Source organism: Psychroserpens sp. (genome assembly GCF_047633235.1).
GTDB lineage: Bacteria > Bacteroidota > Bacteroidia > Flavobacteriales > Flavobacteriaceae > Psychroserpens.
On the sequence record NZ_JBLIET010000060.1, the window covers coordinates 1 to 12,351 of the forward strand.

Here is a 12,351-nt window from a genome sequence, read left to right on the forward strand (position 1 = left end):
TACTGAATACTGAATACTGAATACTCAACCATGAAACAACTCACAAAAGCCGAAGAAGAAATCATGCAGGTCTTATGGCACTTAGAAAAAGCCAACGTAAAGGACGTTATCAGTGAACTTCCAGAACCAAAACCTGCTTACAATACGGTGTCTACAATTATTAGAATTTTGGAAAACAAAGGGTTTGTAGATTATGAGAAGCAAGGTAAAGGACATATTTATTTTCCGTTGCTTAAAAAGCAAGAGTACAGTAATCAGTCTATAAACAATTTAGTGGATAATTACTTTCAAGGCTCTTTTAAAAGTATGGTATCGTTTTTTGTAAAGAAAAATGATGTCGATTTAAAAGATATGGAAGCCATTTTAAAAGACATTAATAAAACTAACCAATAACATGTTACACTATATTATACAAGTCGTTGCGTTTCAATTACTGTTTTTAATTATTTATGATGTTTTTCTTAGGAAGGAGACGTTCTTCAATCTCAATCGCTTCTATTTACTGGGTACATCAGTCTTATCATTAGCCATCCCTTTTATTAAAATAGACCGCATAAAAGATGTTGTCTCCAAAGATTTCGTGATTAGCTTACCTGAAGTACTCATTGGAGAATCAACAAAAGCTTTGAGTGCCATTGATCCTCAAATAGCTATGGAAGCAGGTATTAATTTAGAGCCGGTGCCTACATCACTTTGGAATATGATACTCATTTTTGGTATGTGTATCGCCACATTAATTTTAGTTTATAAAATCATAAAATTAGTAGTATTAGCTTCAAATAATCCTAAACATTGGAGTGGTAATGTCTTAATCGTTTGTCTATTAGATAGTACAAATGCATTCTCGTTTTTTAATTACATCTTTTTAGGTAATCAATTGAGTGAGAAAGATAGTGCTTCAATTTTAGAGCATGAAATGGTACACATTAAGCAAAGACACTCGTTAGACTTGTTGTTTTTTGAGTTGTTGCGTATCGTATTTTGGTTTAACCCGCTAGTCTATATCTTTCAAAATAGAATGGCTACACTTCACGAATATATTGCAGATGCCAAAGCGGTAAAAGGTCAAAATAAAGCAGATTACTATGATAATTTGTTGACCCAAGTTTTTGATACCCAGCAATTCTCATTTGTAAATCCATTTTTTAAACATTCATTAATCAAAAAACGAATCGTTATGTTAAGTAAATCAAAATCAAATCAAATCAATTTGATGAAGTACGCCTTATTAATACCATTGGTATTTATCATGCTCATGTACACCTCGTCTTATGCACAGGAAAAAGTTGTTACTTCTTCTTCGGAAATTGAAAATCAAGACAGTCAGGAGTTGACAGATCAGGAGTTAAAAGAAAAGCTGTATGATGAATTAGTTGAAATGGATAAAAACGGAAAGACCTTTATGCAAATTGGAGATTTTGTGATGGTTGGAGGAGATAAATACGTTAGCTCTAAAGTTCAATATTATAGATTTGGTGTTTATATGAAATATATGTCAGATAACTCTGTGAAACGTAAATCTGAGGATGGGACATTGACTAAGGATTTCTTAAAAATGGAAGAAAAGCTTCAATCAAAAACTAGAAAGACCTATAAAGAATATCTAGAGTGGAAAAAAACACACGAAGCTAAGCAATTGTGGGAAGCTACTGATAGAGCTGGAGAACTTAAATTGTTCGTAGAAAATATTGAGAATCTAACTTCAGAAGAAAAGAAAAAACAAGATATCCATTTAATGCAATTAAAAACTGATGATAAATATTATAAACTCATAGTTTCAGATTTTTATAATGCTAAAGTCTATGATTTCGAAAAACAAAACCATGTGGTCAAACATAACGCGCTTGACGAAACAATAATAGTTGATTCTTGGGCAGAAATACCTTTCTCAATCGTAGAAGAAACCCCGACGTTCACATTCTGCCAGACGTTAAATACAAATGAGGAACGCAGAAAATGCATGAGCGAAAACATGTCAAAGCACGTTGCTAAAAACTTCAATACTAGTTTAGCAGATAGTTTAGGCTTATCAGGCAGGCAACGTATCAACGTGATTTTTAAAATTAATACAAAGGGGAATGTTATTGGCGTGCAATCAAGAGCACCACACCCTGCATTAGAAAAAGAAGCAATAAGAGTCATTAAAACCTTACCCCAGTTTATTCCCGGTAAGCAAAAAGGTGTAGCAGTGACTGTACCCTATAGTTTACCAATTGTTTTTCAGGTAAAAGGAGATACTAAAACCGATGAGGTTAAAGAAGTTTTAGAATTGGAACGTATCACAAAATTGAAAGAAGAATTGAAAAATTCAGATGAAGTCCCTTTTTTAGCTTTAGATAAAGTTCCGCTTACCGAAAGCTGTAAAAACTTAGCCGATGAGGCAGCAATAAAAGCTTGCTTTAGTGATTTTATATCTCAATATGTTAATAAAAATTTTAATACAGACTTAGCTACTCAACTTGGTTTAATAGGAAGGCAACGGATCAATGTAATTTTTCAAATAGATAAGGATGGTTTTATTAAAAAGGTCAAAGCAAGAGCTCCACATCCCGATTTAGAAGTCGAAGCAAAACGTGTGATTAGTAGCTTACCTCAGTTTAAACCCGGAGAAATGAATGGTAAAGCAGTCATTGTTAATTATTCGTTACCTATTCTATTTCAAGTACAAGGAAGCGCTAAAGAAAATAAGAATAATTAATGCGATTACTTTTTATACTTATAAGTGTTTTGGTAGGTTTCAATGCTGATGCACAACCCGCAGTTTTAAATACTGCAGATAGTTTGTATAGCAATGGTAATTATAGTAAAGCTATTGACACTTACAAAACCTATAGCAATCAAGATGAGGTCTCCGCTAAAATAGCGAAGGCTTACGTCGCTATAGGTACTTATGATAGTGCGTTAGTTTATTATAAATTAGCAGCAGAAACAGAACCTAAAAACGGTTTGGTGTTATACGAATATGCCAGATTACTCTCAAAAACTAAAAACTTTGAAGCCTCAATAGAAGTGTTTGATAATTTGATGAATATTGACTACCGCAATCCTAATTACCATTACGAAATGGGATTAGCATTAGAGCGTATGAAAGATTCTACTGCATTAAATCGGTTTCGATCGGCTTATGATTTAGATCAAACTCATCAAAAAGCAATCTATAAAATAGCAAAGCATTTTTTAATTAAACGCAAACACGAAACCTCACATCGGTATATAGATAAAGGATTAGAGAGCTATGAAAGTAATGTAGAACTTATTAGCCTAAAAGCTCAGAACTATTATTATCAAGATGATAACCATAATGCAAGAGCATGGTTTGAAAAACTGATAGCCATGGGAGAATCCTCTGAGTTTATCCATACAAAACTGAGTATGCTTCATGCTGAGTTTTCAGATTATGAGTTGGCTATTGAGCAACGAAAATTGGTATTAAAGTATAATGCATATAGTTCTGAATCCATGTTGTTGATTGGATCTTATTACAACCGACTTAAGGATTATGAAAGTGCCGAAAAATACATTAGGCAGTCATTAGACCTAAAAGATGTGCCTTTAGATTATGAATATCAATTATTAGGCACAGTTTTAAATAGACAAGACAAACACAAAGAAGCGATTGAGGCATTTCAAATATCACTCAAGGAAAACCCAGATAACATAAGTTCAGAGTTTTATATTTTATCTACAAAAGATAAGTATTATGCAGATGTAGATTCAAAGATCAAATTGTATGAGGATTTTAGAGATAAATATCCAGAGACCTTATATGCGAAGTTTGCATCAAGACGAATAACAGAACTTAAAGAAGAGCAATTTATAAAGACAGAAGACTAATAGCGTCTAGTATGTAATCTTATCCTTAAAGGTTTTAAATCCCGAAGCTTCGCGAGTAGGTTATATTTGTATAAAAAATTGTACTTTTCGGTTTCAGTTGAATTACTATGAATCGCATAATCGCTTTTGTATTCTTTATTACGTTTTGCTCTTGCGAATTCATCGAGAAGAAGAAAGTGTATTCTAACGATATTCTAAAAGAAGAATTGCAAGCATTTAATTGGAATGATGTTGATGAATATCCCACTTTTGAATCTTGCGATATAAGTTTAGATAATGCCAATAAAAAACTGTGTTTTGAAAATACACTACATCAAATTCTTAATGAAAATCTAACGAAATATAAGATTATTGTTTCCCAAGAAATTCACGATACAATTCAACTTAAAATCACTATTGATAGTAAAGGTGTGTTTGTGATTAATGATATTGTAAGTCATGAAGTAACGCAAGAAGAAATCCCACAATTAGACAGTTTACTGCGGAAGAGTTTAGATGCACTCCCAAAAATTTATCCAGCAATTAAGAGAAGCCAACAGGTGAAAACCCAGTTTAGTTTACCTGTAATTATTACAATTAACGAACACCAATCAGCTAAAAATAAGCGTTAAGTAGCCAAAGTTAGCTCCTTGCTTTTTATAAAGGGAGGACAGATTCAGCACTGCTGAATCAGGAGGGTTTTTCTTTCAACAGTAAGCATTCGAATAAGAATTTTAAGTAGTATTCAAAAAATTAAATCGCAAAAATCTTACTATAAATTAAACTTATAACCGACAGCGAAATCTTGAGAAAAGTTACCTTGATTGTCTAGAAACAAGGCAAATAATTCATTATATGCCAAGGTGATGAAACTGTTCTCTGTAATTCTAATATCTGCTCCTATACCAAATATAAAAGGAACATCAAAAGCGGTTTGATTAAACTCCTCTGCAGTAATAACATCATTGTTGTTCACAAGAATAGTGGCGTTAGAGAAATTTAAGGTTGCAAATTTCATGTTTGCGTAGAGACTAAAAGAGGCTTTGTTTATGACTCTAAAACGATATCCTAATGATAATTCTGTTGTAGAATATTCCAATTCGTCTTGTTCAAGCACATGCTTTGCTTGAAGAAAAACAGCATGCCTGGAGATCTGACCAATATCTAAAACTTCTAGTTCACCTCCAAAAAGGGGTGTCGTAAGATTATTTGGATTTGTTATAAATGGGCTATTTGTAAATCCGCCAAAAACACCAATTCTAAAGTGTAATTTGTTACGAACTGCTGTAGATTGATATGAAGAATCTGCATTACTGTTATGGGTGTCTATAAACTCTTTAAGGCTAAAGAGCGTAAGGTTTAATCGTCTGGTTGACATGGAGTCGTTAGTCAACTCATTTAAAAGCGTTTTGTATTCTCGCTGAAACTTACCTTCTAATTTGGTGTTTTTTAACTCCATAATGGTTTCGTTTTCTGTTCTTATAAAATAGCGATATTTACTATCGATAATATTCCATAATAAATCTAACTTACCATTAACTTCCGTTTTTAATTCTAGAATTTCTCCATCAATAGTAAAGGTTTCTTGTGCTTCTGCAAATGAGAAACTCAAGACCAAATAAAATAAACAAATAATTTTTTTCATTACAATTCCGGATTTGGATTATGGTAAATCTAACAAAAATAATTGATAGTCATAACAGGTCTTATTTGCCATACCCTCTACCTTTCCATTTGTATCCTTTAAATATAGATATAAATGCTACATACACACTAAAAAAAGGATAGAGTAAACAAGATAAAAAGTAGGACGATAGAAATTGTCCTTGATCGAAAAAACGAGCGGTTTTAAAAATTAATAAAAAGTCAATTAAAAACTTTATAACGCATGTGTAGAGAAATACTTTTACAGATATAATACCTGAGAAACACAAGAGCGGTAGACACACTAATAGCGCATTCATAAATAAAACGACTAGTGCAGTTAATTTACTGAAACCATTATTATAGTTTGATGTTTTTGAAGCCCAACGAACCCGTTGTGATTTTAAACTTTTGAAATTTGATTCGGGATTAGTGGATACAACGATGTCTTTGCTTTTTATATAATGAACAGCATTTTTATTTGCTTTGAGTATTTTTTCAAGTAGAAAAATATCATCTCCGCTAGCAATATGTGAATTACCTTCAAACCCTTTAACATCACTGAAAACGGCTTTCTGGTAAGCCATGTTTGCACCATTACACATAAAAGGTAAGTTGACACCAAAACCACCAATGGTTACACCTTGTAAACTTAAAATATCAAGAAGTTGAAACCGGTCAAAAAAGGACGCTATAGTTGTAAAGGTTACTGGAGCAATTAAAAGTTTAGGTTTATGATTTTGTATATAATGATCATACGTATCTAACCAATATTTAGGCAGACTACAATCGGCATCTGTGGTAACAATCCAATCATATTTAGAGTGGCTAATAGCTGTAGTAATGGCATCTTTTTTTGGAGAATGGGTAAGTCTATTGTTTTTTACTACAGAAATATCAAATTTTTGAAGTTTGCTGCTTTTTATTATTTCTAGGGAATTATCCTCAGAATCATCATCTACAAGAATGATTTCATATAGTGCTTTAGGGTAGTTCAATTTTGAAATTGATGCTAATAATAGAGGGAGGTGATCTGCTTCATTTCTAAAAGGAATAATGATTGAGAATTTTGTTTTAGCAGTAATATCTTCTAATTGAAAACTGGGCACCTTATCAAAACCGTAGATAAAGCTCCCAATTAACAACAGATATAAAAGAGTAATAATGAATATGATGGTGATCATAAGTCGTCGTCTGTTTTTGGAAGGTTAAAATTAAGCACATAATAACTACCAAAGAAGCTTGGGAGAACAAAATTAAGTAACCACATAATCATAATAATGCTTAGGATGGTAAATTCATCAATACCTACAATAGAAAATAAATACACGGCTACGCTACCTTTTATAACGACATCAAAAATAAAGATTGACGGAATAATGGAAGCGAGCAAATACATACTAGTAATGACCATCATGGCATGTAGATAAGTGAAATTAACTCCGAAAATATCTAATAAAAAATAAAATTGAAATGAGAAAATTAAATAGCGCAACACTGAAATTCCAAACGCAGTCATTTGAATACTAAGCGATACATCTCTAAAAAACGACTTTAGCTTATCACTAGAAAATCCTTTTATTCTAAACCTGTTTTGTTGTAAGGCAAAGCATATTAAGCCAATTATGACAATGATGATGAGTAAGAATTTCGAGATTGTAAAATAGTCAATATGCAAATCATACATCGTGTGCATGAGATATAAACCGATGCTGCCAAAAAGAATGGTTACTGTCATTTGCATCATATTTCCAGTAAGATTAAGAAGCATCACTTTTTTGCGCATTGCTGTATTGAAATAAATGGCTTTTGCTCCATATTCTCCAATTCGGTTTGGTGTAAAAAGCGAAGCAGTCAAAGCACCTAAACTTTGTTCTAATGCATTTTTAAAAGAAATTATTTTAATATAGCGTACCAAAGTTTTCCATTTGAGGATTTCAAAAAACCAATTAAAAATGGTTAAAACGAGTAGAATTCCAGCGTTTTTAATTGAAAATAGACCATTTTGGCTTAAATACTGGATAAACTCATGAACGTTTAAATCTTCATTGTTGGCTAATTTATTGTAGATAAAATAAAAAGCACCAACAACAATGCTTAATTTAATAAGTACAAAAAAGAATTGTTTAGTTTTGTAAGGAAGACCTCCAAAATTCATAGAATACATTAAAGTTATCAGCCAAATTAAACCATTATATTGATATGACCTTAAATAATAGACTTCCAAAATTAAGTATTTTACTACTGGCGTTGGTGTGCTTTTCATATACTTATGCGCAAAAAGCGACTAATGAAATAAAAGCGCAACTCGCAGTTGGTATTAATAGTCCCTCGCAATCTGGATTTGTTGAACAATTTCAAGGTAAATCTGTTAATTTTCCAACAGTTAATTTAGGGGTTCAATATATGTTTAAACGTCAATTGGGAGCAAAGCTCGATTTTGGATTCAATCGTGTCTCTAGTGATGATAGTTCTATCGAGTTTAAATCAAACTATACAAGAATCAATGCACAATTTGTATATGACCCAACAGAAGCCATCGGTTTTTTACCATTAAGACTTGGGCTTGTAGCTCATGCTGGACCAGGCTATTCATTGGTGAAGCCTTTAGGTGATTTTGGTGACAACAAGAGGTCCTTTTTAAATCTAATGGGAGGATTAGAAATACATTATGCTATGAGTGAATATATGTCTTTGTATACAGATGTTTCATATATCGCTGGTTTTGGTGGTGATTTTGATTCCATCACAGAAGGCTTTGGTTCATTCAATGGAAATCTTTTAACCATCACCTTCGGAATCACATTTTCACTAAGTGGTTGCCAATACTGTTAATCAATGAGCAACGAAAAAATAATATTAGGGATTGATCCAGGAACGACTATTATGGGTTTCGGACTTATAAAAGTCACAGGTAAAAAGATGGAGTTTTTACAACTCAATGAGTTAAATCTCAAAAAATACAGCGATCATTACCTTAAACTAAAACTCATTTTTGAACGTACTATAGAATTAATAGATACGCATCATCCAGATGAAATAGCTATTGAAGCTCCTTTCTTTGGTAAAAATGTGCAAAGTATGCTCAAATTGGGACGAGCTCAAGGTGTCGCTATGGCTGCAGGATTATCTCGCGAAATTCCAATTACAGAATATGCGCCTAAAAAAATAAAAATGGCAATCACAGGAAGTGGTAATGCCAGTAAAGAACAAGTCGCTAAAATGTTACAAAGTCTATTAGGCCTAAAAACGTTACCTAAAAATCTAGATTCTATGGATGGACTAGCTGCTGCAGTTTGTCATTTTTATAATCAAGGTCGTATAGAGATTGGTAAAAGTTATTCAGGTTGGGGAGCTTTCGTAAAACAGAATGAGGATAGAGTTAAAAAATAGCCAGTCGCAGTCTCGGTTTTTATTGGGAAATTCGTGTAATTTGCAATTGTTGAGTGTTACCAAAAATTATTAGAAGGCTGGAAGGTGATTATTGCACAAAAGTAATAATTGGTATTCGTATGACACTAAAAACTAATTTGGAGAAAACAGTGTTTTTGTACACAGATGAAAAAGTAGAACATAATTTATATAGTCTAATTGTATGGCTTGTTATGTTTCCTATTGGTGTCTTTAAAATTTTTAAAAAGCCCCTCAATTCTTAATTAGAAACCTCAGTAACAACAGTCATTTTTTCAACATGCCAGTAAGCTTTTTGTAACTTTATGCAGCTCGGTATTATAGCTTTTGATTTTTTAAGCCTTACTTTTGAAGATTCAAATTATTAGTGTACACTGTGACTGCGACTGAAAATTAATTATGTCAGGAATATATATCCACATCCCATTCTGCAAACAAGCTTGCCACTACTGCGACTTTCATTTTTCTACCTCACTAAAAAAGAGAGATGAACTCGTAATCGCATTAGCTAAAGAGCTAGAAATGCGCAAAGATGAGTTTAAAAATACAACCGTAGAAACCATTTATTTTGGAGGTGGCACACCGTCACTTTTAAGCATTGAAGAGTTACAGTTTTTGATACAGCAAGTGTATGCAAATTATAAAGTTTCCGAAGCGCCAGAAATCACAATAGAAGCTAATCCCGATGATTTAATTTTAGCCGAACAGTCACCTCGAGAAGAGTCGAGAGGTCTCATAAGCAACTCAATTTTTTCCGACTACAAGAAAATAGGCATCAACCGACTCTCCATTGGTATTCAATCGTTTTTTGAAGACGATTTAAAGCTTATGAATCGTGCGCATAATTCTCAAGAAGCTAAATCCTGTTTAGAAGAAGCAACACGTTATTTTGATAATATTTCTATTGATCTTATTTACGGTATTCCAGGATTAAGTAATGCACAATGGCAACAAAATATTGATATGGCCTTGAGTTATGGGATTCCACATATTTCTAGCTATGCACTTACTGTAGAGCCCAAAACAGCCTTAGAGAGTTTTATAAAAAAAGGAATTATTGAGAATGTAGATGATGATTTAGCACATGATCAATTTCACATGTTGGTGGAAACTTTAGAAGCTCATGACTTTGTGCATTATGAATTATCTAATTTTGGTAAGGACCGCTTTTTTAGTAGAAATAACTCGGCTTATTGGCAAGGGAAACCGTATTTGGGAATTGGACCTTCTGCACATTCTTTCTCCGGAAATGAGCGTAGCTGGAACATTAGAAATAATTCAAAATATATAAAGGCTATTGAAGCTGGTGCCTTTCCGAAGGAAACAGAAACACTGAGCACTGCCGATAGCTATAATGAATATGTGATGACAGGATTGCGAACAGTTTGGGGGGTTTCTCTGCAAAAAGTCGCCTCTAATTATGGATCGGAATATAAAAAGTACCTTTTGGAACAATCACAGACTTTTATAAATCAACAATTATTGTATATTGAAGATGAAAAGCTATTGGTTACTAAAAAAGGAAAATTTTTAAGTGATGGTATAGCTTCAAGTCTTTTTAAACTCAACTAATACTGCAATATAACTCACCATAAATGCTAGCAACAATACAATACAATTCTAGAAAATTACAAGTCGATTTAGCACAACCTTTAGATATTTCTATACCAATGCGTGCTTCAAAATCTAATGTGAATGCTTGGTATATTAATGAGCCAACCATAGAATCGGTTAAATTTGATGACGATGTGATAAGCGTCGCAGAAGGTGCAGCGGTGAATTTTAATACGATAAATTTTAATCCGCATGCACATGGCACACATACAGAATGTGTTGGTCATATCACCAAAGAATTCCACTCAATCAATCAAAATTTAAAACAGTTTTTCTTTTTAGCAGAGGTTGTAACTGTAGCGCCCGAGGCATTAGACGGGGATACTGTGATCTCAAAAGCACAATTACAATTTGCCTTAGGAAATAAAAAACGGGATGCTATCGTTATTAGAACGATACCAAATACAACAGACAAACATTCGAGGCAATACTCAAATACCAATTGGACCTATTTAAAAGAGGATGCCGTGGCGTTTTTGGTAAAGAAAGGGATTAAACATTTACTTATAGATTTGCCAAGTGTCGATAAAGAAGAAGATGGAGGTGAATTAAGAGCACATAAAGCCTTTTGGGATTTTGATGGGAAATTGCGTAAAGATGCCACGATAACAGAATTTATTTATGTGCCAAATAACGTTGATGATGGGGAGTATTTTTTAAACCTTCAAATCGCTCCTTTTGAAAATGATGCGACACCTAGTAAACCTATTTTATATAAAATAATAGAGCAATAATAGATTGTGTTTTTCGTCGGAAACATCTTCAATTCGACCGCTGGCTTAACATTTGAATATAAATTCCAGAGTACAATAAAACTGTATAGCAATAACGAATTATGGAAACATTATTTATAATCATCTTAAGTATATTAGGCACCTTAGGCATGGTGACTATTGTTAAAAAGTTTAATCTTAAAAAACAAACCAATTCTCAATCTGTCATCTTATTAGACAAAATAAAAAGAGTGTGTAAATTCATTACTGTAGAAGGAGACTTTGCAGAAATCTATCATTATGAAGATGTAAAAGAGCGTTTTTTAAAGTTGGTAGTGAGTAGAAAAAAAGCATTGGTAGTCATCAATGCTAAAGCTCATGTAGGGTTTGATTTGTCTAAAATAAAAATGGATTCTAATGTTAAAACAAATACGGTAACCTTGTTTCATTTTCCAGAACCCGAAGTGTTGAGTATAGAAACAGATTTAAATTATTACGATAAAACAGATGGTATGTTCAATAAATTTGAAGCCTCAGGTCTAACAGAGCTACATAATGAAGCCAAACGTCATATTATGAATAAAGTTCCAAAAAGTGGCCTGTATGACATCGCAAAAAAGGAAGCCTTAGATTCTATTTTACTCATACAAAGTATTGCACAAACTATTGGTTGGAAGTTGGATTATACTGCTTTAGATATGGAAAATAAGATGCCTAAAAAACTGAAATAAAAATCTTTTTTCTTCTGAAATATTAGAGATATGGATATTGAGCAACTAAGAAGATATTGTCTTCAAAAAAACAAGGTAACCGAAGAATTTCCGTTTGACCAAGACACACTTGTTTTTAAAGTATTAGGAAAGATGTTTGCGCTTTTTCCGTTGGTAAAATGGGAAAAAGGAGAGGGCTCAGTGAACTTAAAGTGTGATCCAGAATATGCTCTAGAACTTCGTGAAACCTATCATAGCATCGTTGGTGGGTTTCATTCTAATAAAAAACATTGGAACACCATTTACATTCATAAAGGCGAATTACAACCAAAACTAGTTTGTGAGTTTATTGACCATTCTTATGACCTTGTGGTTAAGGGAATGACTAAAAAAATGCGTCAAGAGCTGGACTGATTTCACCACTGGTCTACACTTTTGTGTATCCC

The 12,351-nt window shown here is 32.9% G+C and carries 13 protein-coding genes; 10 read left to right on the forward strand and 3 right to left on the reverse strand.

Annotated elements, in window-relative coordinates:
• Positions 1-30: 30 nt before the first annotated feature.
• The 4 genes from ACJAZK_RS13555 to ACJAZK_RS13570 all read left to right on the forward strand — a co-directional run bounded on the left by ACJAZK_RS13555 (position 31) and on the right by ACJAZK_RS13570 (position 4,445).
• Positions 31-393, forward strand: a complete 363-nt coding sequence (locus tag ACJAZK_RS13555) for a BlaI/MecI/CopY family transcriptional regulator (protein WP_415224480.1) — start codon at positions 31-33, stop codon at positions 391-393.
• A gap of 1 nt (position 394) precedes the next feature.
• On the forward strand, positions 395-2,698 hold the full coding sequence (locus ACJAZK_RS13560) for an energy transducer TonB (RefSeq protein ID WP_415224481.1): 2,304 nt from the start codon (positions 395-397) through the stop codon (positions 2,696-2,698).
• Positions 2,698-3,834 carry a tetratricopeptide repeat protein gene (locus ACJAZK_RS13565; protein WP_415224482.1) on the forward strand — a complete coding sequence of 379 codons (1,137 nt, stop codon included), beginning with the start codon at positions 2,698-2,700 and terminating at the stop codon, positions 3,832-3,834. The genes ACJAZK_RS13560 and ACJAZK_RS13565 overlap by 1 nt, the downstream gene beginning before the upstream one ends.
• 107 nt (positions 3,835-3,941) lie before the next feature.
• On the forward strand, positions 3,942-4,445 hold the full coding sequence (locus tag ACJAZK_RS13570; RefSeq protein WP_415224483.1) for a hypothetical protein: 504 nt from the start codon (positions 3,942-3,944) through the stop codon (positions 4,443-4,445).
• Between the two features lie 140 nt (positions 4,446-4,585).
• On the opposite strand, the gene ACJAZK_RS13575 is transcribed toward ACJAZK_RS13570, so the two are convergent.
• From ACJAZK_RS13575 to ACJAZK_RS13585, 3 genes are all read right to left on the reverse strand, one after another.
• Positions 4,586-5,458 (reverse strand): hypothetical protein, encoded by an 873-nt coding sequence (locus ACJAZK_RS13575; RefSeq protein ID WP_415224484.1) that lies wholly within the window; start codon positions 5,456-5,458, stop codon positions 4,586-4,588.
• 61 nt (positions 5,459-5,519) lie between these two features.
• Positions 5,520-6,641 (reverse strand): glycosyltransferase family 2 protein, encoded by a 1,122-nt coding sequence (locus ACJAZK_RS13580; protein WP_415224485.1) that lies wholly within the window; start codon positions 6,639-6,641, stop codon positions 5,520-5,522.
• Positions 6,638-7,615, reverse strand: a complete 978-nt coding sequence (locus ACJAZK_RS13585; RefSeq protein ID WP_415224486.1) for a lysylphosphatidylglycerol synthase domain-containing protein — start codon at positions 7,613-7,615, stop codon at positions 6,638-6,640. The genes ACJAZK_RS13580 and ACJAZK_RS13585 overlap by 4 nt, the downstream gene beginning before the upstream one ends.
• Before the next feature lie 44 nt (positions 7,616-7,659).
• Here ACJAZK_RS13585 and ACJAZK_RS13590 point away from each other — a divergent pair, with 44 nt between their 5' ends.
• The 6 genes from ACJAZK_RS13590 (at position 7,660) to ACJAZK_RS13615 (ending at position 12,319) form a co-directional block, all read left to right on the forward strand.
• Positions 7,660-8,292: an outer membrane beta-barrel protein gene (locus ACJAZK_RS13590; protein ID WP_415224487.1), complete on the forward strand. Its 633-nt coding sequence runs from the start codon at positions 7,660-7,662 to the stop codon at positions 8,290-8,292.
• 3 nt (positions 8,293-8,295) lie between these two features.
• Positions 8,296-8,850: a crossover junction endodeoxyribonuclease RuvC gene (ruvC, locus tag ACJAZK_RS13595; protein WP_147231144.1), complete on the forward strand. Its 555-nt coding sequence runs from the start codon at positions 8,296-8,298 to the stop codon at positions 8,848-8,850.
• A gap of 417 nt (positions 8,851-9,267) precedes the next feature.
• Positions 9,268-10,440 carry a radical SAM family heme chaperone HemW gene (gene hemW / locus ACJAZK_RS13600; RefSeq protein ID WP_415224488.1) on the forward strand — a complete coding sequence of 391 codons (1,173 nt, stop codon included), beginning with the start codon at positions 9,268-9,270 and terminating at the stop codon, positions 10,438-10,440.
• A gap of 23 nt (positions 10,441-10,463) precedes the next feature.
• A complete protein-coding gene (locus tag ACJAZK_RS13605) occupies positions 10,464-11,216 on the forward strand; it encodes a cyclase family protein (RefSeq protein WP_415224489.1) in 753 nt (250 codons plus the stop codon).
• Between the two features lie 101 nt (positions 11,217-11,317).
• Complete coding sequence (locus ACJAZK_RS13610; RefSeq protein WP_415224490.1) at positions 11,318-11,926, forward strand: DUF4230 domain-containing protein; 609 nt, start codon at positions 11,318-11,320, stop codon at positions 11,924-11,926.
• A 30-nt stretch (positions 11,927-11,956) separates the two neighbouring features.
• On the forward strand, positions 11,957-12,319 hold the full coding sequence (locus tag ACJAZK_RS13615) for an MmcQ/YjbR family DNA-binding protein (RefSeq protein ID WP_415224491.1): 363 nt from the start codon (positions 11,957-11,959) through the stop codon (positions 12,317-12,319).
• Positions 12,320-12,351 lie beyond the last annotated feature (32 nt).